This window comes from Falsiroseomonas frigidaquae, assembly GCF_012163145.1.
Classification (GTDB): domain Bacteria; phylum Pseudomonadota; class Alphaproteobacteria; order Acetobacterales; family Acetobacteraceae; genus Falsiroseomonas; species Falsiroseomonas frigidaquae.
The window spans coordinates 521,847-544,070 of record NZ_JAAVTX010000006.1 but is presented as its reverse complement, the minus strand read 5'-3'; the positions used below and the strand labels follow the sequence as shown (position 1 = coordinate 544,070).

Genomic DNA, 22,224 nt, shown 5'->3' with positions numbered 1-22,224 from the left:
AGGTTTCGCGGCCCCGCGGATCAGGCCACCCAATCCGGCGGTGCGTCGTCCAACTCGGGCGGCGGGCTGGCGGTGGGGTCGCGGCGGGGCAGGCGGGAATCATTCTCCGTGACCTTGCCGACGCGGTTGTCCACGGGCCAGGCGAGCAATTCCTCGGCCGGGCAGGGCACCAGCAATTCCAGCAGATCCTCGGGCTCCGCCGGTTCCTCCCCGAGCCAGGCGTCCCAGACCTCGGGCGGCAGCACCACCGGCATGCGGGGATGCACCAGCGCCTGTTTCTCATTCGCCTCCGTCGTGATGACGGTGAAGCTGCGGAGCCAGGCGCCGTCCGGCTGCTTCCAGCCCTCCCACAGCCCGGCGACGGCCATCGGCATGCCATCCGCCTGCGCCACGGCGTAGGCCTGCTTGCTGCCATCCTCCGCCTTGCGCCATTCGTAGAAGGCATCCATCGGCACCAGGCAGCGCCGCTTGCGGAAGGCCTCGCGGAACGATGGTTTCTCGGCGATGCCGTCGGCGCGGGCGTTCATCAGCTTCGCGGCGTCCTTGGCATCCGTCGCCCAGCGCGGCACCAGGCCCCAGCGCAGCGCATCCAGGTGGCGCTCGCCGCTTTCCGGGTGGCGGCGCACCACCAGCGCCGTCTGCGTCACCGCGATGTTCCAGGACGGGGCGTGGTTTGGCGTGGGATTGGCGGTGGCGAAGTATTGCGCCAGCTCGGCCGGGGTCCGCTGCAACAGGTAGCGTCCGCACATGCGCCGCGAGTCCTCCCTCATTCCCTTGCGGCATGCAGGATAGCCCGATGCGGCACGCAGGATAGCCCGGAGGCGCGGTCCGGCCCAGCTCCAGGAAGACTATCCTGAACCTCGGCCACCGCCCGGTGGCGATGCGGGTTTGTGGCCGAATTGTGCAGCATCCGGCATCGCGCGGGGTTGTCTGATGACTTGGCATCGGGAATACCCGAAGGCACGACCAAGATGCGTTCAGGGAGAAGAAGAATGACCATCCGTACCGCAGCCGCGGCCTTCGCCATGCTTGGCGCCGCCGTCGTCGCGACCCCGGCCACGGCACAGGAGACGATGCGCTTCATGACCGGGCCGCAGGGTGGGTCCTGGGTGCCGATCGCGGGCGCGCTGAAGAACATCTGGGAACGCGCCATCCCCGGCCTGACGGTGCAGACGCTGCCCGGCGCCGGCGTGGCCAATGTGCGCGGCATCGGTGGCGGCCGCGCCAACGTCGCCTTCGGCAATTCCATCAGCACCGTGGACGGCATCGCCGGCCGCGCGCCCTTCCCCGAGGCGGTGAGCAACGTCTGCAACATCGGCTCGCTCTACCCGCAGTGGTTTCAGGTGATCGCGCTGGCCGATTCCGGCATCAACTCGATCGAGGACATGCGCGGTCGCCCGATCGCGCTCCAGCCGCGCGGCAACACCGCCGAGGTGGTGACGCAGCACATCCTGCAGGCCGCCGGCATGCGCTACAGCGACGTGCGCGCCAGCTTCCAGTCCAGCTACACGGATGCGGTGGGCCTGCTGCGCGACGGCCATGCCCAGGTCTTCACCCTCGGCACCACCATCCCGGCCAGCGCCGTGATGGATTTGGCCAGCGCGCGGGAGATGCGGATCGTCGATCTGTCCCGCTACGTCGACAAGATGCGGGAGATCAACCCGGGCTACCAGGGCGCGCCGCTGCCGGCCAACACCTATCCGCAGCAGCAGGGCACGCCGACGCAGATCACCTACACCGCGCATCTGATCACCAACTGCGACCGCAACCCGGATCAGGTCTACCAGATGGTGAAGCTGATGTGGGACAACGTGGGCACGCTGCGCAACATCGTCAGCGCCATGCGTGACAGCACCCCGGCGACCGCCGCGGCCGATATCGGCGTGCCGATGCATCCGGGCGCGGCGCGCTTCTACCAGGAAGCGGCTTCCCGCTGAGACCACGATTGCGCGCCTGGCCCGTCCGGGCGCGCAAGCCGTTCTGAAGGGCCGGATGACGGGCTGCCGAGGTGGCAGGCCCGGCGCCGGCCCTGATGCATCTGCCCAAAGTCCAGAATGAACAGCGTCCTTGAGATACGGGGAAGAACGGCGATGACCTATGCGCGCGCCATGCAAGGGCTGGCCGGCACCATCGCGGCCGTCATGGCCGTCTATCATATGTGGGCCATCGCGGCCTCACCGCCCGAGGCGGTGATCTTCCGCGGCACCCACCTGCTGTTCGCCATGGCGCTGGTCTTCATCCTGTTCCCGCTGCGGCAGGCCAAGGATGGCTCGCGCACGGCGCCGGGGCCGGAGGATTGGCTGCTCTGCGCGCTGTCCATCTGGGCGGTGGGCCGGCTGTTCGTGGATTACGACTGGCTGGTCAACCGCATCCCCTACATCGATGACCCGCGGCCCGCCGACATCATCGGCGGCTGGGTCCTGGTGGCGCTGATCCTGGAAGCCACGCGCCGCGTCATCGGCTGGGCGCTGCCGATCACAGCCTCCGTCTTCCTGGTGTGGTCCTACTTCTTCACCGATGTCGGCGCGCTGGCGATGCTGGACCAGTTGTACCTGACGACGGACGGCATCTTCGGCTCGACGCTCGGCGTCTCGGCCGGCTTCGTCGTGATCTTCGTGCTGTTCGGATCGTTCATGGAGCGGTCGGGCGTCGGCAAGCTGTTCATGGACTTCGCCCTGGCGCTGACCGGGCGCAGCAGCGGTGGCCCCGGCAAGGTGGCGGTGGTGTCCTCCTCCCTGTTCGGCTCGGTCTCCGGCTCCGCGGTCGCCAATGTGATGGTGACCGGGCAGGTGACCATCCCGCTGATGAAGCGCAGCGGATTCCGCCCGCAATTCGCGGCAGGCGTGGAGGCGGTGGCCAGCACCGGTGGTCAGATCATGCCGCCGATCATGGGCGCGGCCGCCTTCGTCATGGCCGAGTTCCTCGGCGTGTCCTACCTGCAGGTGGTGACCTGGGCGCTGATCCCGGCGCTGCTGTATTATGTGGCCACCTTCGCCGCGGTGCATTTCGAGGCGAAGCGCGCGGGCCTCGCCGGCCTGCCGGAGCATGAGGTGCCGAAGCTGCGCGACGTGATGCGCGAAAGCTGGCACCTGTTCCTGCCCATCCTGGTGATCATCGTCGGCCTGTTCGGCGGCTATTCGGCGCCGCTGGTGGCGCTGGTGGCAACGCTGGCCTGCTTCCCCGCCGCGGCGCTGCGCGCCAACAGCCGGCACCATGTCAGTATTGCCGCGGTGTGGGATGCGCTGCTGGACGGTGCGCGCAACGCGCTCGGCATCGCCATGGCCTGCGCCTGCGCCGGCATCGTCATCGGGCTGATCGCGCTGACCGGGCTCGGCATCACCTTCACCCAGCTCGTGGTGAACGTGGCCGACAACAACCTGATCTTCGCGCTGATCCTGACCATGATGGCGGGCATCGTCCTCGGCATGGGGATGCCGACCACGCCGGCCTACATCGTCATGGTCTCGCTGCTGGTCCCCGCGCTGATCGCCATGGGGGTGGTGGTGCCGGCCGCGCACCTGTTCGCCTTCTACTTCGCCATCCTGTCGGCCATCACGCCGCCGGTGGCGCTGGCGGTCTTCGCCGCCGCGGGGCTGGCCAAGACGGATATGTGGAGCAGCGGCTGGGCGGCGATGAAGATCGGCGCGGCCGGCTTCATCGTGCCCTTCATCTTCGTCTTCCAGCCGGCACTGCTGCTGATCGGCACCTGGGGCGAGGTGTTGCTGGCGGTGGCGAGCGCGACGGCCGGCTGCCTGCTGCTCGCGGCCTCCCTGCACGCCTACCTGCTGCGGCCGATGCCGATGTGGGAAAGGGTGGCGCTGTTCATCGCGGCGCTGGCGCTGATCAAGCCCGGTCTCCTGACGGACGGCATTGGCCTGGTCTTCGGCGGTGGCGTGCTGCTGCTGCAACTGGTGCAGCGCCGCCGCACCGCACTGGCCTGAGTTTCACGGAACGCGTTCAACCCTAGACCGAGCGGAAATCGAACATGCGCTTGTTGAGCTTCCAGGATGCCGGGCGAGTTGCCGCCGGCGTGCGGATCGGCGACCAGGTGGTGCCCGTGGCGGCGCTGTCCGGCTTCCCGGATGATACGCTGGCGCTGCTCCAGGCGGGCGGCGACACGCTGGCCCGGCTCGGCGCCGCGGCGCAGGCGGCGCCGGCCTCCACGCATCGGCCGCTGGCCGGGCTGACGCTGGCGATGCCGATCGCGCGGCCCGGCAAGGTGGTGTGCATCGGGCTGAACTACGCGCTGCATGCCAAGGAAGGCGGCAACCCGATCCCCGACTACCCGGCGGTGTTCCTGCGCGTGCAGACCAGCCTGACCGGCCCCGACCAGCCGATGCTGCGGCCGAAGGGCGCCTCCGAGAAGCTGGATTATGAGGCGGAGCTGGCCATCATCATCGGCCGCCAGGCCCGCAACGTGGCGGAGGCCCAGGCGCTGGACCATGTCGCCGGCTATTCGCTGTTCAACGATGGCTCGGTGCGCGACTACCAGCGCAAGTCCACGCAATGGACCATGGGCAAGAACTTCGACCGCACCGGCGCCTTCGGGCCGGAGATCGTGACGGCCGATGAACTGCCGCCCGGCGCCGCGCCGCTGCGGATCACCGCGCGGGTCGACGGCCAGACGGTGCAGGACAGCACGACCGGCGACATGATCTTCCCGGTCGCGCGCTGCATCGCCATCCTGTCCGAGGTGATGACGCTGGAGCCGGGCGACGTGATCGCCACCGGAACGCCGTCCGGCGTCGGCTACGCCCGCAAGCCGCCGCTGTTCCTGGCGCCCGGCATGCGGATGGAGGTCGAGGTGGAGGGCATCGGCGTGCTGCGGAACAGCATCGCGGACGACCCGGCCTTCTGATCCTGTGGCACCCGCGCATCATGCGGGAATGTCATCTGCATGACGCGCAATTGATTTGCGGGCCTTAACCGCGGCTTCATCGCGGGCGCCCTACGCCCTCCTGGCGCAATCGCCAGGAAGGCCTGAGAATGACCGAAGCCCGCCCCCTCTCCAGCCGCATCTTCAAGGGGGCGGCTGGGCTGCTCCTTTCGGCATCGGCCCTCGCGCTGGTCGCGACGATGCCGCGCCCGGCGGCGGCGGAAACCGCGACCTTCTTCGACAGCATCTTCGAGGGCCGGGCGGAGTTCGACCAGCGCGTGACCGATGCCGGCGGCACGGTCAACATGGACCTGCTATCCGGCCTGACCAACAACGCCGCGAGCTGGGCACGCACGGGCTACACCATCACCTCCGGCAATGCCGGCAGCCGCTCCACCAGCAGCAGTGCCTTCTCCGCCATCCAGGGGCCGAGCGGCAGCTTCGCGGGCGGCGACGGCATCCGCATGACCGCGGCCTCCACCGACTCGGCGGGCAGCGGCCTGGTCTTCACCTTCGACACGCCGGTGAACGCCTTCGCGCTTGACCTGGAAGGCTGGGCGACCTGTTGCTTCCCGAGCGCGCTCTACATCTCCTTCGACGGCGGCGCGCCGATCCTGGTCGGCAGTGCCGCCACCGGTACCGACAACCCCGGCACGGCGACCTATAGCCAGGCGATGACCTTCGTCGCCGCGATCGACGACGCGGCCACCTTCACCACGGTCGCCTTCTACGGGGCGGCCAGCGGCGATGCGATGTGGGGCGGTGGCGTCATCCGCTACGCGCTGGTGCCGCTGGGCGGGCTTTCCGGCGGGCAGGTTATCGACGGCACCCAGGCCTTCTTCACGGAGAGCGATCCCGCGGTCCAGACCGCCATCCTGACCTTCAACGGCGGCGTCTTCCGGCCGACCACCGCCGCGGCCCTGTCGCAGCCGGTGGTCCTCGAATCGGGCAATGGCAGCATCGACACCACCCAGGGTCCGGTCATCCTGCTGGGCGACCTCAGCGGCGTCGGCCAGTTGCAGCTGCTTGGCGGCGGCGTGGTGACGCTGATGGGCAATGCTAGCAACACCGGCGGCGCGCAGGTGCAATCGGGCACGCTCTCGATCCAGGGCATCTTCCAGGGCGCGGTGACGGTGCTGGCGGGCGGCACGTTGACCGGCAGCGGCATCATCGGCGGCGGCAACATCGACGGCATCCTGTCCCCCGGCAGCTCCCCGGGCAGCATGGTCTTCACCGCGCCCGTCAGCCTGGGCGCCGGTTCCACCACGCGGCTGGAAATCGACGGCCCGGGCACCGCCTCCGGCGCCGGGTCGCATGACCAGATCCTGGTCACCGGCGCCGGCGGCACGCTGACGGCGGGTGGCACGCTGCAGCCGGTGCTGCGCGGCATCAGCGGTTCCGCCAACAACGACTTCACCCCGGTGCTCGGCCAGGCCTTCCGGGTGATCCAGGCCGAGGGCGGGCTGCTCGGCAGCTTCGCCGGCCTGACCCAGCCAACCGAGGGCCTGCCCAGCGGCGCGCGCCTCGATGCGCTGTACGGCGCCGGCACGCTGGACCTGGTGACCACGCCGGCCAGCTACGCGGCTCTCGCGCCGCTCGGCATCGACCAGCGCGGCAACCAGACGGCGGTCGGTGGCGCGCTGGACGCGATCCGCCCGGCGGCGGGCCTGCGGATGGAAGGCGATGCGGCGACCACCTTCGGCGCGCTGTATGCGCTGCCCGCCGCCGGCATCGCCCCGGCGCTGGACCAGCTTTCCGGCACCCTGCATGCGGATGCGCTGGCCGCCTCGCTGGCGCATCGGCGCATCCTCGGCGCCGGCACCGCCCAGCGCATGGCGGCGATCCGCGCCGGCGACCCGGCGCTGGTCACCGCGCAGGGCTCGCTGGCGCCGCGCATCGCGCTCGACAGCGCGCGCACCGTGCAGATGAGCGCTATGCCGGGCGCCGGTCCGACGCCCGATTGGGATGCCGGCTTCGGCCGGGGCGACGGCGCCGATGGCGCGGATGGCCAATTCGCCGGCTGGTCCGTCTGGGGCCGGGCGCTCGGAAGCTGGGGCAGCACGGATGGCGACGGCGCCGCGGCGGGCTATTCGCGGCAATCCGGTGGCGCGCTGGTCGGTGCCGATCGCAGCTTCGCCCCGGGCCTGACCGGCGGCGTCGCGCTGGGCTTCCTGCGCGGCACGGTCGATGGCGATGGCGGCACCGGGGAGGTGCGGCTGGATAGCTACCAGGCCAGCCTCTATGGCGTGTATGCGCCGCCCACGGATGCGACGGTGAAACCCTTCATCGATGCCACGCTCGGCACCGGGCTCAGCCGCTATGACAGCCGCCGCGACATCGCCTTCGGCACCCTGTCCCGCCGCGCCCAGGGCGACAGCGACGGCACGGATGTCACGGCGGAGGCCGGCTTCGGCGTCACCACGCGGCTGGAGGGGGTGGATCTGGAACCGCGCGCCTTCCTGCGCTGGGACCGCATCGCCCGGGGCGGCTTCACCGAATCGGGCGCCGAATCGCTGAACCTGACGGTCGATGGCCGTACTGCGGATGCGCTGCGCGCCGGCATCGGCGTCAGCGCCGCCCGCACTCTCAGCCTCGGCGAAGGCTTCCGGCTGCGGCCCGAGGCCCGCATCGGCTATGCGCGGGAACTGCAGGACGGCCTCGGCCGCAGCACGCATCGGCTGGGCGGCGCCGCCTTCAGCGTGGAATCGGCCCGCACCGGTCAGGACGCGCTGACCGCCGGCATCGGCGCCACCGCCTATCGCGGCGACCGCTTCGCCGTGGTGGCGGATTACGACCTGCTGCGGTCGAGCGGCGGCACGGAGCATGTGCTGACCCTCGGCCTGCGCTGGGTCTGGTAGGCCGCAGTCTGCTGGACCGACGGTCAGAAAACTGTCACGCCGCGAGGGTGGGGCGCCGGTCTAGACAACCGCGCCCCGATTCACGGAGACCGTCAGTGCGCTTTGAAGTGGTTGAGATCAGCTCCACGGCCAACAAGGTGCTTCTCGTGGGGCGGCTGGACGCCACCACGGTGGGGCAGGTGGAAACACCCTTCACCGCGGCGGTCGCCGCCTCCGGCCGCAATGCGCTGATCGACCTGACGGAACTGGAGTTCCTGTCCTCGCTCGGCATCCGCCTGCTGCTGTCCTCGGCCCGCGTGGTGTCGCGGCGCGGCGGCACGGTGGTGCTGTTCGGCGCCCAGCCGATGGTGGCGGAGGTGCTGGAGGCGATGGCGCTGGACCAGATGCTGCCGCTGGTTGGAACCGAAGCCGAGGCGATGGCCCGCCTGCCGGGATGACCCTGCGGCTGCAGGTGCCGATCTCGCTTGCCGGGCTGGAAGCCGCGCAGGATGCGGCCGAAGCCTGGGCGGAGGGGGAGGGGGTGCCGCCCCAGGCCGCCCTTCGGCTGCGCCTGGTGATCGAAGAACTGGTGGCGAATCTGGTCGAGCACGCCAGCTGGCCCGGCCTGCCGCCCGGCGCCGCGCCGCCGGCGGCCCGGCTGGAATGCGCCCGGGAAGCGGGCGGGCTGCGCCTGGTGCTGATGGATGCGGCCGCGCCCTTCGACCCGATCGCAGCGCCGCAGGCGGCGCCGCCAACCCTGGAGGATGACCGGGTGGGCGGCCTTGGACTGGCGCTGGTGCGGCGGATGAGTGCCGAACTCGCCTACCAATCCGACCCCGATGGCTGGAACCGCACCAGCCTGGTGCTCCGGATCGCGTGAGGAAGAACCGACAACACGCCATGGTTGTGGAGGTCGTTGTCATCGAAGCTTCATCGAACTGCAATCGTCTGGTCGCCGGACCTGCCTAGAAGGCGCCCAACGGCGTTGCCCGCTTTAGGCAGCCCGTTTCGAACAGGACCGGAGAGAGACACAGTGAACAGGCGCACCCTTCTGCTCGGCACCGGCGCGGCGCTCGGAGCCGGGCTCCTCAACGCCCGCGGCGCGATGGCCCAGGTGGCGACCGTGACCGGCGCCGGCGCGACGTTCCCCCGCCCCCTTTACGAGCGTTGGTCGGCCCAGGCGCGTGACGCCGGCGTCGTGCAGCTCAACTACCAATCGATCGGCTCCGGCGGCGGCATCAACCAGATCACGGCGCGCACCGTCGATTTCGGCGCCTCCGACGCGCCGCTGACGCAGGAACAGCTCACCGAGCGCAAGCTGCTGCAGTTCCCGACCGTGATGGGTTCCGTGGTGCTGTCCGCCAACCTGCCGGGCGTTGCCGACCAGGCGCTGAAGCTGACGCCGGAAGTCATTGCCGAGATCTTCCTGGGCAAGATCACCCGCTGGCGCGACCCGAAGATCGTCGAGCTGAACCGCGACGTGGCGATCCCGAACATGCCGCTGAGCGTGGCCTACCGCGCCGATGGCTCGGGCACGACCTGGGTGTGGACGACCTACCTGTCCCGCGTCAGCGAGGAGTGGAAGAACGGCCCGGGTGCCGGCACCTCCGTCCGCTGGCCGGTTGGCAACGGCGCGCGTGGCAATGAGGGTGTGTCCAACATCATCCGCAACAGCCCCGGCACCATCGGCTACATCGAGAACGCCTATGCGGTGGTGAACCGCATGCCGACGACGCAGATCCGCAACAAGTCCGGCAACTTCGTCAAGGCGCAGCCGCCGGCGTTCAACGCGACCGCGGCGAACGCGAACTGGAACGTGCCGAACTTCCAGGCCGACACCATCGACATCAGCGGCGCCGATGTGTGGCCGATCACCTCCCCCACCTACATCCTGCTGCCGATGGACCCGCCGGCGGACAAGGTCGCGGGCAGCCAGAACGCCATGCGCTTCTTCGACTGGGCCTTCAAGAACGGTGCCGAGGCCGCGACGCGCCTGGAATACATCCCGCTGCCGACCAGCGCGCATGACGCCATTCGCGCTGCCTGGGCGGCCAATGTGAAGGGTCCGAACGGCCAGGCGCTGTGGCCGGTCGGCTGAACGGACTAGAGTGACGGGCCGGGGCCGGACGCGTGTTGCGTCCGGCCCTGGTTGCTTGTCTGGTTGACAACCTTCCTTGCCGGGACATCCCGCCTTGCAGCAGACCATAACGGCCGATGCATCGGCCATTCCAGCCGGCGGTGTCCGACGGCGGACCGGCAGCTTCGGTGACAAGCTGTTCGAAGGGCTCTGCCGCGGCGCCGGCGTGCTGGTGCTGCTGACCCTCGGCGGCATCATCCTGACGCTGCTGATCGGCGGATTGCCCGCCTTCACGCATTACGGCCTCGCCTTCCTCACCAGCGACGCGTGGAATCCGGTGGAGGACCACCGCGAGGAATACGGTGCGCTGGTCTCCATCTTCGGCACCGTGGTCAGCGCCGTGCTGGCCATCATCTTCGCCGTGCCGGTCGCCTTCGGCATCTCCTTCTTCCTGACCGAACTCGCGCCGGAATGGCTGCGTCGGCCGGTGGGGACGGCGATCGAGCTGCTGGCGGCGGTGCCTTCCATCATCTACGGCATGTGGGGCCTGTTCGTGGTGGTGCCCTTCGTGCAGATCTACATCCAGCTGGCGCTGGGGGATTATCTGACCTCCATCCCGCTGATCGGCTTCATCTTCGAAAGCCGGTCCTTCGCGGGCACCTCGCTGTTCACCGCGGCGCTGGTGCTGGCCATCATGATCCTGCCCTTCATCGCCGCCACCATGCGCGACGTCTTCCTGCAGGTGCCGCCGGTGTACAAGGAAAGCGCCTATGGCCTCGGTGCCACGCGCTGGGAAGTGGTGAAGGGGGTGGTGCTGCCCTACACGCGGATCTCGGTGGTCGGTGGCATCATGCTCGGCCTGGGCCGCGCGCTGGGCGAGACCATGGCGGTGACCTTCGTGATCGGCAACGCCAACCGCATGCCGCAGAGCATCTTCGACCCATCCACCACCATCGCCTCCGTCATCGCGATGGAGTTTCCGGAGAGCCTTTCGGGCAGCATGAAGCAGTCGGCGCTGTTCGCGCTCGGCTTCCTGCTGTTCGTGATCTCCTTCCTGGTGCTGGCGGCCTCCCGCTGGCTGCTGCGGTCCCGGCTGAAGGCCTGATCCCATGAGCACGACAACCCTGTCCCCGCTTTCCAAGGCACGCAACGAAAGTGCCGCGCGTTCGCTCGGGCGTCGCCGGAAGTTCGTCGACTCCGCCGTGAAATGGCTCTGCCTGGCGGCGACTGTCGCCGGCCTGTTCTTCCTCGCCTCGATCATGGGCACGCTGCTTTGGCGTGGCCTGGAATCGCTGAGTCTGAACACGCTGCTCACTGAGTTCAAGCCGACCAGCTACGGCGAGGACACGGCGCAGGCGGGCGGGCTGCGGCACGCCATCATCGGCAGCCTGATCCAGACCGCCATCGGCACCGTCATCGGCACGCCGATCGGCCTGCTGGTCGGCACCTACCTGGCCGAATATGCCCGCGGCTCCGCCTTCGGGAATGCCGTGCGCTTCGTCTCGGACGTGCTGCTCTCGGCGCCGTCCATCCTGATCGGCCTGTTCATCTACCAGCTGGTGGTGCTGCCGATGGGCGGCTTCTCCGGCATCGCCGGCGCCCTGGCGCTCGCCATCATCGTGATCCCCGTGGTGGTCCGCACCACGGAGGACATGCTGCAGCTGATCCCGAATACGCTGCGCGAGGCAGTGATCGGCCTCGGCGCGCCGAAGTGGAAGATGATCACGCTGGTCTGCTACAAGGCCGCGGCCTCGGGCATCCTCACCGGCATCCTGCTGGCGGTGGCCCGCATCGCCGGCGAGACGGCGCCGCTGCTGCTGACCAGCTTCGGCAACAATGTCACCAGCCTCGACCTGTCGAGCGCCATGGCCAGCCTGCCGATCGCCATCTACCAGCAGGCCAATTCCGGCTTCCCGGACCTGATCCGGATCGCCTGGTCCGGCGCCCTGCTGGTCACGCTCGGCGTCCTTGCAATCAACATCATTGCCCGCGCCGTGCTGCGCGGGCGCCACTGAGCCAGGGAAGGGGCGGCCCGCTGGGCCGTAAGATGAGGACGATCCGATGGGCTCGATGACCGAACAGACCACTGCCAGCCCCGCCGGCTTCGGCGGCATGCAGGCGCGATCCGCCGAGGCGCTGAACACGCAGGCGCGCATCTCCGTGCGCAACCTCGATTTCTTCTACGGCACCAACAAGGCGCTGAAGTCGATCAACCTGGACCTGCCGGACCGGCAGGTGACGGGCATGATCGGCCCCTCCGGCTGCGGCAAGTCCACGCTGCTGCGCGTGCTGAACCGCATGTACAGCCTGTATCCGGGCCAGCGCGCGGAAGGCGAGGTGCTGATGGACGGGCGCAACATGATCGACGCCTCCGTCGACCTGAACGAGCTGCGCTCCAAGGTCGGCATGGTGTTCCAGAAGCCGACGCCGTTCCCGATGACGATCTATGACAACATCGCCTTCGGCATCAAACTGCATGAGAAGCTGGCGAAATCCGAGCTGGACGACCGCGTCGAATGGGCGCTGTCCCGCGCCGCGATCTGGGGCGAGGTGAAGGACCGGCTGCAATCCTCCGCCATGGGCCTGTCGGGCGGCCAGCAGCAGCGCCTGTGCATCGCACGCTCCATCGCCGTGCGGCCGGAAGTGATGCTGTTCGACGAGCCGACCAGCGCGCTCGACCCGATCTCCACCTTGAAGATCGAGGAGCTGATCGACGAGTTGAAGCGTGACTTCACCATCTGCATCGTCACCCACAACATGCAGCAGGCCGCGCGCTGCGCCGACCAGGTGGCCTTCTTCTACCTGGGCGAGCTGGTCGAGGTCGCACCCGCCGCGCAGCTCTTCACCGCGCCGCGCGAGAAGCGCACCCAGGAATACATCACCGGCCGGTTCGGCTGAGGACAACGCAGATGCCAATGGAAACCCAGAGCGAGCACATCGTCCGATCCTACGACGAGCAGCTCCGCAAGGTCCGCGACATGCTGGCCCGCATGGGCGGGCTGGCGGAGCGCCAGGTGAATGACGCCACCGTGGCGCTGGTGCGCCGCGATGCCACCCTGGCGGCCGAGGTGATCGGCCGCGACGCCGCGCTCGACCAGCTGGAACGCGAGGTCGAGAGCTTCTGCATCCGCATCCTGGCGACCCGCCAGCCGATGGCGATCGACCTGCGCTTCATCGTCACCGCCATGAAGGTGGCGCACAACCTGGAGCGCATCGGCGACTACGCCCGCAATGCCGCCAAGCGCAGCATCGTGGTGGCGCAGCAGCCGACGCTGGGCAGCCTCAACGGCTTCTCCCGAATGGCCCGCCTGGTACAGGAGAACCTGAAGGCCGCGATCGACGCGCTGGTGAACGACGATGCCGAGGCCGCGGCGCGGGTCTGGGGCAATGATGAGCCGGTGGACGATGTCTACAACGGCATCTTCCGCGAGATGCTCACCTTCATGATGGAGGACCCGCGCAACATCACCGCGGCGACGCATCTGCTGTTCATCGCCAAGAACCTGGAACGCATCGGCGACCACGCCACCAACATCGCCGAGACGGTGCACTACGCCGTGCGCGGCGACAGCCTGCCGGATGAACGGCCGAAGGCGGACAGTTCCGCCTACGCCGTGGTCCGGCCGCCCGAATAATCCTGACGAGTGCTGGGAACCGCGAACATGCCGGACGCCACGGGCAGTCTCGCCAAGCCGACCATCCTGGTGGTGGAGGACGAGGCGCCGCTGCTGACTCTGCTGCGCTACAACCTCGAGAAGCAGGGCTTCCGCGTGGAGGAGGCGACCGATGGGCAGGAGGCGCTGCTGCGCGTCTCCGAGGGCAAGCCGGACCTCATCCTGCTCGACTGGATGCTGCCGGCGCTTTCAGGCCTGGAAGTCTGCCGCCAGATCCGCCGCCGCCCGAATACCCGTGACCTGCCGATCATCATGGTGACGGCGCGGACCGAAGACCAGGACGCGGTGCGCGCGCTGGATACGGGGGCGGACGACTACATCTCGAAGCCCTTCGTGATGGACGCGCTGCTGGCCCGCATCCGCGCGCTGCTGCGCCGGTCCGGCGCGGTGCCGGTGAAGGGGCGGCTGACCTACAAGGACCTGGTGATGGACCAGGACGCGCATCGCGTGACGCGCGGCAGCCGGTCGCTGCACCTGGGCCCTACCGAATACCGGCTGCTGGAATTCTTCCTGCAGCATCCGGGCCGCGTCTTCACCCGCGAACAATTGCTGGACGCTGTCTGGGGCCGCGACATCCATGTCGAGCCGCGCACGGTGGACGTGCACATCCGTCGCCTGCGCAAGGCGGTGAATGGCGACGAGGAAGCCGACATCATCCGCACCGTGCGCTCCGCCGGCTACGCGCTGGACGTGGAGGAGTAGGGGGCGCCGCCCCTAGTCTGGCGCCCGGTACAGCGGCTCCAGCGCCAGGCGGCGCAGGGCGTTGCGGGCCAGCGCCTCGATCTCCCGCCGGTCCGTCGTATCCGGGTCCACCGCCAGCCAGGCGGCGGATAGCCGGTGCCAGAATACCGAAAGGTCCAGCAGCCGGTCGCGCAGCGCGAGCTGGTCACGGATCAGCCGGGTCGGCGCCTCCAGCGGCAGCGGGCGGCGCATCGCTTCCTCGGCCGTGGCCAGCAGGGCGGCGGCGGCACGGCGCGGCCGGGCGATCATCGGCATCAGCCCGTCCATCGCCCGCGTCAGCAGATCCCCGGCCCAGCGCCGGTCGCTGCCCAGCGCATCCCGCGTGCGGCGGACCATGCGCTCCATCGCCTCATAATCCGGCTGGCTGGCGGCGGTGGTCAGCACGCGGGCATGGGCATTCGCCAGCATCTGCAGGCGCCGTCCGAGCGGCGCCATGGTGCCCATGGGGAAGCCGCCCTTGGTGATGCAATGGGCGATCGCCGCCTCGAACATCGCGGGCCCGGGCGGGGTGCGGCGCATCGCCTCGGCCAGCGCCTCGCCTTCCTCCCCGGCCGTGGCCGCCAGCCGGGCGACAAGCTCCGACGTGGCGGCGTAGAGGTGGTGTTCCGCCACCGGCTCCGGGTCCTCATCCAGCAGCGGGCCGGGGACGGGGTCGCCCGGCGTGATGCGCTCGACGCAGCGCAGCGCGGCCGGAACCAGGCGCAGCAGGCGGAAATCATGCGTGCCGGGGGCGATATCCAGCAGCAGATGCGCGTTCTCCAGATCCGCCAGCATCCGCATATGGGCATAGGGCCGCACCAGGCCGATGCCGCCGGAGGGGTCACGCTCGAACGCCATGCCCGGCTCGCGCAGCCAGCTCGCCTGGAACAGGAATTGCGGCGGCGGCCAGGTCTCGCCCTCGGCCGTGCCGGGAAAGCGGACCGGGTCGAAGCCGCGCGGGTCCGGCAGGCTCGTCGGGGGGGACTCGGTCTGGGACACCGCCGCAGGATGCGCGAGGCGGGTTAATACCGCCTGAGCGCGCCGCATCACGTGAAGCTGGTTGATGTCGCGATTGACGCGGCATGCCCTGCCGCGCGACCTATGGGTCAATTCCCTCCCGGAGTCTTTCACATGCGTCGCCGCGCTTTCGCCTTGGCCGGACTTGTTCCGGCTGCCCTCCTGGCCGCCTGTGCCGCGGATCCGCGCGAGCTGGTCGGCCAGCCGCCGCGCGTGGTGTTCTTCGAGACGGACAGCGTGGAACTGGATGAGCCGGCCATGGCCGTGCTCGCCAACGCCGCCCGCCTGGCGCGCCGCCACCCGGAAGTGCCGGTGCAGGTGCGCGGCTTTGCCGGCCCGGCCGGCGGCCAGGCCTTCAACCAGGAATTGTCCCGCCGCCGCGCCCAGCATGTGGCGGATGAGATCGCCAAGCGCGGCGTCCCGACCAGCCGCATCTCCGTGGTCGGCCGCGGCCCGGTGCCGTTCGACGCGGTGCCGATCGAAAGCCGCCGGGTCGAGATCGTGGTGGGCTACCCCTGAGCGGTGCATGACATTCCGGGGGCAGGGGAGGCCCTGCCCTTGCGGCGCCGGGCGTGGCAGACAGGGCCATGCCCGATGACGGCCGATTCTCCCCCCTGATGCCCGACCACCCCGACGAGAGCACGGACCCGCTGGACGTGCTCAGCCGCGTCTTCGGCCACCCCGGCTTCCGGGGGCGGCAGGAGGAAGTGGTGCGCCATGTCGCCGGCGGAGGCTCCGGCCTGGTGCTGATGCCGACCGGCGGCGGCAAATCACTGTGCTTCCAGGTGCCTGCCTTGTGCCGGCCGGGGGTCGGCATTGTCGTCTCCCCCCTGATCGCCCTGATGGAGGACCAGGTGGCGGCGCTGCGCCAGCAGGGCGTGGCGGCGGCGGCGCTGCATTCGGATCTGCCGGAAGGCGAATCACGCAACGTGCTGCGCGACCTGCACAATGGCGACCTGAAGCTGCTGTATGTCTCGCCGGAGCGGCTGGCGCTGGAAGGCATGCTGTCCCGGCTTGAGGAACTGCCCGTCGCGCTGTTCGCGGTGGATGAGGCGCATTGCGTGTCCCAATGGGGGCACCATTTCCGGCCGGAATACCGCGGCCTCGGCGTGCTGGCGGAACGTTTTTCCCGGGTTCCCCGCCTGGCCCTGACCGCCACTGCCGATCCGCGCACGGTCGAGGATATCCGCCGGCAGCTTGGCCTGTCGGAGGACCCCGTGTTCCGCGGCGGCTTCGACCGCCCGAATATCCGCATCGAGGCCGCGCCGCGCGAATCCGAACGCGCCCAGCTGCGCGCCTTGCTGCGGGAGGAGGCGTCCAAGGGTGGCGCCGGCATCGTCTATTGCGGCACCCGCAACAAGACCGACCAGACCGCCGAATGGCTGCGCGGCGATGGGCATGATGCGCTGTCCTTCCATGCCGGCATGGAATCCGAGGCGAAGCGGGAGGCGCATCGGCGCTTCGCACGTGGGGATTCGGTTGTGATGTGCGCGACGATCGCCTTCGGCATGGGGATCGACCGGCCGGATGTGCGCTGGGTGGTCCACCTGGACCTGCCGAAATCGCCGGAGAGCTGGTACCAGGAAATCGGCCGCGCGGGGCGGGACGGGCTGCCGGCGCGTGCCCTGCTGCTGTACGGCGCCGGCGACATCGCGCTCGGCCGGCACCGGATCGAGGAAAGCCCGGCGGCGCCGGAGCAGAAGCGGATCGAGCGGCAGCGGCTGGACGCCATGGTCGCCATCGCCGAGGCCGCCACCTGCCGCCGCCAGATCCTGCTGCGCTGCTTCGGGGAGGCCGAGCCGCCGCCCTGCGGCAATTGCGACGTGTGCCTGTCTCCCCCGCGCCTGTTCGACGGCACGGTGGCGGCCCAGAAGATGCTCTCGGCCGTGCTGCGGACGGGGCGGCGCTTCGGCGTGGCGCATGTGGTGGACGTGCTGCGCGGCAAGCTGACCGACAAGGTGGCGCAATTCGCCCATGACAAGCTGCCGACCTTCGGCGTCGGCAAGGATCTTTCCGAGTTTGCCTGGCGCGGCGTGGCCCGGCAGTTGGTGGCGCGCGGGGTGTTGGACGTGGCCGTGGAGAACCACGGCGAGCTGGTGCCGACGGACGCCGCCAAGCCGGTGCTGAAGGGCGAGGAGAAGGTGATGCTGCGGGAGGACCTGGTGCAGGCCAGCGCCGCCCCCGCTCGGGCCGCCCGCAGTGGTGGAGGCGGCGGCAGCGCCGCGCCGGTGGGCGACGCGGTGTTCGAGGCGCTGCGCGACTGGCGGCGGGGGGAGGCGCAGAGCCAGTCCGTGCCGGCCTATGTCATCTTCCAGGACCGGACGCTGGCGGAAATCGCGGCGCAGCGGCCGCGGAGCCTGGACCAGCTCGGCGGGATTGCGGGGGTGGGGCGGACCAAGCTGGACCGGTATGGGGATGCGGTGCTGCGGGTGCTGGCGGGGGTTTAGGGGAGTAAGGGGTGCGCGAGCTCGCTCGCGAAGCCCGTCAGATTTAGCTTTTTCGCCTCAACATCCTGTCGCCTACTCAATCAGGTGAAACGGATCGCGAGCGAATGCTGATATTTTATGGGTTCCCGCCAGGAAAATCTGAGATGACGTTTGATGCTCCGATGATCGCGTGGCTAAATTTTGCCGACAGATTGCATAATTTCTCTGTTGAGCTTCTAGCCAGTTCAAATATCGTAATCACGGAGAAAGGGTCATCTGATCCGAAGGTTGTTGCGGCAACTCTCTTGATTCGCGCAGTTGGAAATTTCAAGGGTACACTTTGCGTGGCCCGCGAGGGTTTGATCGTTGAGGCGCGCACTCTGGCCCGATCATGTCTCGAGAATTTATTCTGGATTGCCGGCGTCCAGGCCGAAGGAGACGCATTCGTGCACGACATGGGCCGTGACGAATTGGTCAGTACAACATGGCTCACCGAGATGGTAATCGGATATGCTTCTATCGACGAGGCCAGAAAAAAAGCATTTACCGATCACCTTAGTAAGCTAACCGATAGGTTGTCAAAGCCCAAAAGGCTGCGGCCAGAGAGCGTTGCGAAGAAGAGCTTAATTTCGGATTCGTACGTTATATATAAAATGTTGTCAGCGGACGCGGCGCACCCATCTGTCAGAGCATTGAATCGCTTCATTGTTTGTGGGGCAGATGGCTTCCGCGGGATCAACATGGAGGCTGCTCAAAGTCGAGGCGAAATGGCCTTAACGGTCCATTACGCCTGCATCGCGCTAATCGGGTGTTGTGTGGCTTTTAATGAGATGATGGGCTTCCTACCTCCTGGCGAGGGTCTTGGCGGACTGGTTGGTGAGTTCGACGCGCTCAAGACATCTACCGAGATCGGATAGAGCAAATTACCTATCCTTTCGGCTAGTGCGTCAGCTGTCGTAGGTCGAAACTCGGGAGCGGACCGTCCGAAGGCTGCCGAACCGCGCCATAGCAGCGAGTTCGAGACAGCCACTTCTCGTCCATTCAGTACACTCTCAGCCACTCACCCTCAAAACGGCAGCACAATATCCAGCAATTGCTGCCCATACCGCGGCGCCTGCACATCGGACAGCGTCCCCCGCCCGCCATAGGCAATCCGCGCCTCCGCCAGCCGGTCATGCTTCACCGTATTGTCGCTCGCGATATCCTGCGGCCGGATCACGCCCGTCACCTGCAATTCGCGCATCTCGTGGTTCACCCGCACCTGCTGCCGCCCGGCCACCACCAGGTTTCCGTTGGGCAGCGTCTGCGTCACCGTCGCCGCCAGGCGCAGGGTCACCGTCTCGTTCCGCCGCATTGTGCCGACGCCGCTGCTGGTCTGCGCGCCATTGGTCTGCACCAGCGCGGAGGGGTCGATGGTGTTCGGCAGCAGCCGGGTGAGGGAGCTTTCCAGGCCGAGCAGCCGCGGAAGGCCCAGCGTATCCGTCCCCTCCCGCTCCCGCTCCGTCGTGTTCTGCAACTGCGCGGTGTCCTGGATGCTGACCAGCACCGTGATCAGGTCGCCGACCGAAGCCGCCCGCTGGTCGCGCAGGAAGGTGCGGCTGCCCGGGCGCCACAGGCTGTTGCCGCCATGCGTGGGCGCCTGCGCCGCCGGCATCGGCATGCTCACCGGCTGGTAGCCGGGGGCGGCGGTGGGGCTGGTGACGGGGGCCATCGCCGGCGGGCGGCCGACCTCGGAAAGCCGCTCGCAGGCGCCCAGCGCCAGGGCCAGCGCCAGAAGGGGAAGGGACCTCATCGGCCGGCCTCCACGCGGACGCGGCCGGGGCCGATGGCGCGGGCCTCCACCACGATCCGGCTGTTGAGGTTCATCACCGCCAGCACCGCATCACGCGCCGCGCCTTCCATGGCACGGCCGAGCGCCGTGACGGAAAGGCCCGGGATCTCGTACTGCATGGTCACCGTGCTGCCGCGCTCGATCACCAGGGGCTCGGACAGGCTGGCCACCATCAGCGGCTGGCCAGGCGAGGTCGGGCGGCGCAGCGCCTGGCCCACCGCCTGGTCCAGCCGCTCCGCCGCGCCGGCCCGCAGCCGGTTGGCGGGAATGCGCGCCAGCCGCACATCCTGCGGCCGCACCACATCCCCCACCCCCAGCCGCCGCACCGCCAGCACCACCGGCAGCGTCGCCACCGCCCGGCCGGCCAGGCGGATGCGCTGGGTCGCCATGCCATCCGCGGTCACCGCCAGGCCGGCGGTGAAGCGCTGGGTCTGCGCGTCGTAGCTCACCTGTTCCACCATGATCTGCGGGAAGGCGGCGGGCGGCACCAGCGGCGCGTGGAAGGCCTGCAGTTCCAGCTCCGTCTCCTCCTCCACCCCGCGCGGGCGCAGCGCGTCGCGCAGGGCGGCCAGCACCTCCTCCCGCTCCAGCGCGCGGCCGGGGCGGTCCAGCACCACGCGCTCGGCGCCGCCGGAGGGGCGCCAGGCCACGTTGTTGCGCCGCGCGATGGCGGCCAGCTGCGGCGCCTCCACCACCAGCCGCTGCCCCGGCGGCGGCGCCGGGCCGAGCGGCGTGGCGCCGCGTTCGCCGAGCCCGTCGAACAGATCCTCCAGCCGCACCACCGCTTCCTCCACCGTGGCGAAGGGGCGCAACGTGGGGGGCTCGGTGGCGGCGGCGGGGGGTGCGAGGCCGAGCAGCAGCAGGATGATCCAGCGCATGGCCGTCACCGCAGCCGCGACAGGGTGGAGAGCATCTCGTCGCTGGCCGAGATGACCTTACTGTTCATCTCATAGGCGCGCTGCGCGGTGATCAGATTGGTGATCTCCTGCACCACGTTCACGTTCGACGTCTCGACGAAGCCCTGCAGCACCTGGCCGAAGCCCACCGCGCCCGGCGCGCCCTGCTGCGCGGCGCCGGAGCTGGGGGTGGCGAGCATCAGGTTGTCGCCGATCGCCTCCAGCCCGGTCTCGTTGGCGAAGATGGCGAGCTGGAGCTGGCCGATATTCTGCGGGTCCACCTGGCCATCCAGCTTGGCCAGCACCTCGCCCGAGGCATTGATGGTGACATCGCGCGCCGCCGCCGGCACGGCGAGGCCCGGCTGCACCACATAGCCATCGGAGGTGACGATGACGCCTTCCGGCGACAGGGCGAAGGTGCCGTCACGGGTATAGGCAACCTCCCCGGTCGGCAGGGTGATCTGGAAATAGCCATTGCCGCGGATCGCCAGGTCGAAGCGGTTCTCCGTCTGGCTCAGGCTGCCCTGTTCGGAAATCCGGTACACCGCGCCGGTCTTCACGCCGAGGCCGACCTGCGCGCCGGAAGGCAGCACGCTGCCGGTATCGGCCGATTGGCTGCCGACGCGGCGCAGGTTCTGGTAGATCAAGTCCTGGAACTCGGCGCGCCGGCGCTTGTAGCCGGTGGTGCTCATATTCGCGATGTTGTTGGAAATGACTTCGACATTCGTCTGCTGGGCCATCATCCCAGTGCCAGCGATGTGCAGGCTGCGCATGGACTAGATCCCCTTCGCCGTCGCCGGCACGGCTTGTTGTGAAACCGGGCCGGCGATGTGCAGGCTGCGCATGGCCTGGATCCCCTTCGCCGTCGCCGGCACGGCGTTGGTGAAAGACCGGGCGGCGATGTGTTGGCTGTGCATGGCCTGGATCCCCTTCGCCGTCGCCGGCACGGCGTTGGTGAAAGACCGGGCGGCGATGTGTTGGCTGTGCATGGTCCCGGGCACCCCTACCGGCGCCTGAGGATGCGATCGACGGCGGAGCCGAGGCGCTCGCTCTCCTTCTCCGCCATCTGCGCGACGAACTGGAACTCGCGCAGCTCCTCCGTCATGCGGGTGATCTCGATGACGGGGCGGACATTGCTGCCCTCCACCGCGCCCTGCACCACGCCGGGGCGGTCCACCGGCGTCGGCTGCATCGTCTCCGGCGCGGCGAACAGGCGATCGCCCTCGGCGCTGAGCTGCTGGCGGTCGGCGAAGCGAACCACGCGGAAGCGGCCGACCGGGCCGTTTTCGGTCCGCAGCGTGCCATCGCCCTGCACCTCGATGCGGCTGTCGCCCTGCGCCACGCGGATCGGCTGGCCATCGGCGCTCAGCAGCGTGTTGCCCTCGGCATCGGCCACGCGGCCTTCGGCATCCAGGCTGAAGCGGCCGGCGCGGGTGAAGCGCTCGCCGCGCGGCGTCTGCACCACGAAGAACCCCTCCGGGTCGGCCAGCGCCAGGTCCAGCGGATTGCCGGTGGTGGCGAGGCTGCCGGGCATGGTGTCGCGCCAGGTGGCACGGTCCTGCGCGAAGGCCAGGTCGCGGCCGCCGGAGGGTACCTGCGCGTCCATCTGGCGCTCCAGCACCGTGCCGAATAGCGGGCGGGCGGCGCGGAAGCCGGGGGTGTCCGCATTGGCGATGTTGTTGGCGGTCACCGCGCTGGCGCGGGTCTGCGCCACCAGGCGGGACAGGACGATATAGCCGGGGCTGTCCATGGGGTGTGTCTCGGGCTCCGCTTCTGCGGGGCGCACCGCAAGCCGCGTGCCAGCCCTGCGGCGGTGAAACGGGGTCCGGCCCATGCAGCTTCTGCCGGGGGAGGGGCAGGATTGGCCGTG

At 69.2% G+C, this 22,224-nt stretch carries 22 protein-coding genes; 15 read left to right on the top strand and 7 right to left on the bottom strand.

The features are described from left to right. Positions 1-20: 20 nt before the first annotated feature. Positions 21-749 (bottom strand): SOS response-associated peptidase, encoded by a 729-nt coding sequence (locus HB662_RS22125; protein ID WP_168052853.1) that lies wholly within the window; start codon positions 747-749, stop codon positions 21-23. Between the two features lie 243 nt (positions 750-992). On the opposite strand from HB662_RS22125, the gene HB662_RS22120 reads away from it, so the two are divergent. The 12 genes from HB662_RS22120 (at position 993) to phoB (ending at position 14,166) form a co-directional block, all read left to right on the top strand. Further along, positions 993-1,937, top strand: coding sequence for a TAXI family TRAP transporter solute-binding subunit (locus HB662_RS22120; RefSeq protein ID WP_168052851.1), 945 nt, complete (start codon positions 993-995; stop codon positions 1,935-1,937). Between the two features lie 153 nt (positions 1,938-2,090). Continuing rightward, positions 2,091-3,941 carry a TRAP transporter permease gene (locus HB662_RS22115; RefSeq protein WP_168052849.1) on the top strand — a complete coding sequence of 617 codons (1,851 nt, stop codon included), beginning with the start codon at positions 2,091-2,093 and terminating at the stop codon, positions 3,939-3,941. A gap of 44 nt (positions 3,942-3,985) precedes the next feature. Further along, on the top strand, positions 3,986-4,858 hold the full coding sequence (locus HB662_RS22110) for a fumarylacetoacetate hydrolase family protein (protein ID WP_168052847.1): 873 nt from the start codon (positions 3,986-3,988) through the stop codon (positions 4,856-4,858). Between the two features lie 128 nt (positions 4,859-4,986). Further along, positions 4,987-7,734, top strand: a complete 2,748-nt coding sequence (locus tag HB662_RS22105) for an autotransporter family protein (protein ID WP_168052845.1) — start codon at positions 4,987-4,989, stop codon at positions 7,732-7,734. 95 nt (positions 7,735-7,829) lie between these two features. After that, complete coding sequence (locus tag HB662_RS22100) at positions 7,830-8,171, top strand: anti-sigma factor antagonist (protein WP_168052843.1); 342 nt, start codon at positions 7,830-7,832, stop codon at positions 8,169-8,171. After that, positions 8,168-8,593, top strand: a complete 426-nt coding sequence (locus HB662_RS22095) for an ATP-binding protein (RefSeq protein ID WP_168052841.1) — start codon at positions 8,168-8,170, stop codon at positions 8,591-8,593. The genes HB662_RS22100 and HB662_RS22095 overlap by 4 nt, the downstream gene beginning before the upstream one ends. Positions 8,594-8,746: 153 nt before the next feature. Continuing rightward, the gene (gene pstS, locus HB662_RS22090; protein WP_342449556.1) at positions 8,747-9,811 is read left to right on the top strand and encodes a phosphate ABC transporter substrate-binding protein PstS; all 1,065 of its coding nucleotides are present in this window, start codon (positions 8,747-8,749) and stop codon (positions 9,809-9,811) included. A 94-nt stretch (positions 9,812-9,905) separates the two neighbouring features. Next, entirely contained in the window at positions 9,906-10,895 is a 990-nt protein-coding gene (gene pstC / locus HB662_RS22085; RefSeq protein WP_168052839.1) for a phosphate ABC transporter permease subunit PstC, read from the top strand. A 4-nt stretch (positions 10,896-10,899) separates the two neighbouring features. Then, positions 10,900-11,805 (top strand): phosphate ABC transporter permease PstA, encoded by a 906-nt coding sequence (pstA, locus tag HB662_RS22080; protein ID WP_168052837.1) that lies wholly within the window; start codon positions 10,900-10,902, stop codon positions 11,803-11,805. Positions 11,806-11,902: 97 nt separating this feature from the next. Beyond that, a complete protein-coding gene (gene pstB, locus HB662_RS22075) occupies positions 11,903-12,688 on the top strand; it encodes a phosphate ABC transporter ATP-binding protein PstB (RefSeq protein ID WP_209443442.1) in 786 nt (261 codons plus the stop codon). Positions 12,689-12,705: 17 nt separating this feature from the next. Beyond that, the gene (gene phoU / locus HB662_RS22070; RefSeq protein ID WP_168053156.1) at positions 12,706-13,425 is read left to right on the top strand and encodes a phosphate signaling complex protein PhoU; all 720 of its coding nucleotides are present in this window, start codon (positions 12,706-12,708) and stop codon (positions 13,423-13,425) included. A 27-nt stretch (positions 13,426-13,452) separates the two neighbouring features. Further along, positions 13,453-14,166 (top strand): phosphate regulon transcriptional regulator PhoB, encoded by a 714-nt coding sequence (gene phoB / locus HB662_RS22065; RefSeq protein ID WP_168052833.1) that lies wholly within the window; start codon positions 13,453-13,455, stop codon positions 14,164-14,166. Between the two features lie 12 nt (positions 14,167-14,178). On the opposite strand, the gene HB662_RS22060 is transcribed toward phoB, so the two are convergent. Beyond that, positions 14,179-15,183: a hypothetical protein gene (locus HB662_RS22060; protein WP_168052831.1), complete on the bottom strand. Its 1,005-nt coding sequence runs from the start codon at positions 15,181-15,183 to the stop codon at positions 14,179-14,181. A 132-nt stretch (positions 15,184-15,315) separates the two neighbouring features. On the opposite strand from HB662_RS22060, the gene HB662_RS22055 reads away from it, so the two are divergent. The 3 genes from HB662_RS22055 to HB662_RS22045 all read left to right on the top strand — a co-directional run bounded on the left by HB662_RS22055 (position 15,316) and on the right by HB662_RS22045 (position 18,544). Further along, positions 15,316-15,720: an OmpA family protein gene (locus HB662_RS22055; protein WP_168052829.1), complete on the top strand. Its 405-nt coding sequence runs from the start codon at positions 15,316-15,318 to the stop codon at positions 15,718-15,720. 68 nt (positions 15,721-15,788) lie between these two features. Continuing rightward, entirely contained in the window at positions 15,789-17,648 is a 1,860-nt protein-coding gene (gene recQ, locus HB662_RS22050) for a DNA helicase RecQ (RefSeq protein WP_245185802.1), read from the top strand. A 143-nt stretch (positions 17,649-17,791) separates the two neighbouring features. Next, complete coding sequence (locus tag HB662_RS22045; protein ID WP_168052827.1) at positions 17,792-18,544, top strand: DUF5677 domain-containing protein; 753 nt, start codon at positions 17,792-17,794, stop codon at positions 18,542-18,544. A gap of 149 nt (positions 18,545-18,693) precedes the next feature. On the opposite strand, the gene flgH is transcribed toward HB662_RS22045, so the two are convergent. Genes flgH through HB662_RS22020 form a run of 5 tightly spaced genes read right to left on the bottom strand, consistent with a single transcriptional unit; the run spans position 18,694 to position 22,104 of the window. Then, entirely contained in the window at positions 18,694-19,419 is a 726-nt protein-coding gene (gene flgH, locus HB662_RS22040) for a flagellar basal body L-ring protein FlgH (protein ID WP_168052825.1), read from the bottom strand. Then, on the bottom strand, positions 19,416-20,336 hold the full coding sequence (gene flgA, locus HB662_RS22035; RefSeq protein ID WP_168052823.1) for a flagellar basal body P-ring formation chaperone FlgA: 921 nt from the start codon (positions 20,334-20,336) through the stop codon (positions 19,416-19,418). The genes flgH and flgA overlap by 4 nt, the downstream gene beginning before the upstream one ends. Before the next feature lie 5 nt (positions 20,337-20,341). Further along, the gene (gene flgG, locus HB662_RS22030; RefSeq protein ID WP_168052821.1) at positions 20,342-21,127 is read right to left on the bottom strand and encodes a flagellar basal-body rod protein FlgG; all 786 of its coding nucleotides are present in this window, start codon (positions 21,125-21,127) and stop codon (positions 20,342-20,344) included. Between the two features lie 3 nt (positions 21,128-21,130). Continuing rightward, positions 21,131-21,355 carry a hypothetical protein gene (locus HB662_RS22025; protein WP_168052819.1) on the bottom strand — a complete coding sequence of 75 codons (225 nt, stop codon included), beginning with the start codon at positions 21,353-21,355 and terminating at the stop codon, positions 21,131-21,133. 2 nt (positions 21,356-21,357) lie between these two features. Further along, positions 21,358-22,104: a flagellar hook basal-body protein gene (locus tag HB662_RS22020; protein ID WP_168052817.1), complete on the bottom strand. Its 747-nt coding sequence runs from the start codon at positions 22,102-22,104 to the stop codon at positions 21,358-21,360. Positions 22,105-22,224 lie beyond the last annotated feature (120 nt).

Coding starts and splice junctions, on each gene's coding strand:
- pstB (WP_209443442.1), top strand. CDS start 11,903: ATGCAGGCGCGATCCGCCGAGGCGCTGAACACGCAGGCGCGCATCTCC.
- phoB (WP_168052833.1), top strand. CDS start 13,453: ATGCCGGACGCCACGGGCAGTCTCGCCAAGCCGACCATCCTGGTGGTG.
- phoU (WP_168053156.1), top strand. CDS start 12,706: ATGGAAACCCAGAGCGAGCACATCGTCCGATCCTACGACGAGCAGCTC.
- HB662_RS22045 (WP_168052827.1), top strand. CDS start 17,792: ATGACGTTTGATGCTCCGATGATCGCGTGGCTAAATTTTGCCGACAGA.
- HB662_RS22095 (WP_168052841.1), top strand. CDS start 8,168: ATGACCCTGCGGCTGCAGGTGCCGATCTCGCTTGCCGGGCTGGAAGCC.
- HB662_RS22105 (WP_168052845.1), top strand. CDS start 4,987: ATGACCGAAGCCCGCCCCCTCTCCAGCCGCATCTTCAAGGGGGCGGCT.
- flgG (WP_168052821.1), bottom strand. CDS start 21,127: ATGCGCAGCCTGCACATCGCTGGCACTGGGATGATGGCCCAGCAGACG.
- HB662_RS22055 (WP_168052829.1), top strand. CDS start 15,316: ATGCGTCGCCGCGCTTTCGCCTTGGCCGGACTTGTTCCGGCTGCCCTC.
- pstA (WP_168052837.1), top strand. CDS start 10,900: ATGAGCACGACAACCCTGTCCCCGCTTTCCAAGGCACGCAACGAAAGT.
- recQ (WP_245185802.1), top strand. CDS start 15,789: ATGCCCGATGACGGCCGATTCTCCCCCCTGATGCCCGACCACCCCGAC.
- HB662_RS22020 (WP_168052817.1), bottom strand. CDS start 22,104: ATGGACAGCCCCGGCTATATCGTCCTGTCCCGCCTGGTGGCGCAGACC.
- flgA (WP_168052823.1), bottom strand. CDS start 20,336: ATGCGCTGGATCATCCTGCTGCTGCTCGGCCTCGCACCCCCCGCCGCC.
- flgH (WP_168052825.1), bottom strand. CDS start 19,419: ATGAGGTCCCTTCCCCTTCTGGCGCTGGCCCTGGCGCTGGGCGCCTGC.
- HB662_RS22125 (WP_168052853.1), bottom strand. CDS start 749: ATGTGCGGACGCTACCTGTTGCAGCGGACCCCGGCCGAGCTGGCGCAA.
- HB662_RS22115 (WP_168052849.1), top strand. CDS start 2,091: ATGACCTATGCGCGCGCCATGCAAGGGCTGGCCGGCACCATCGCGGCC.
- HB662_RS22110 (WP_168052847.1), top strand. CDS start 3,986: ATGCGCTTGTTGAGCTTCCAGGATGCCGGGCGAGTTGCCGCCGGCGTG.
- HB662_RS22120 (WP_168052851.1), top strand. CDS start 993: ATGACCATCCGTACCGCAGCCGCGGCCTTCGCCATGCTTGGCGCCGCC.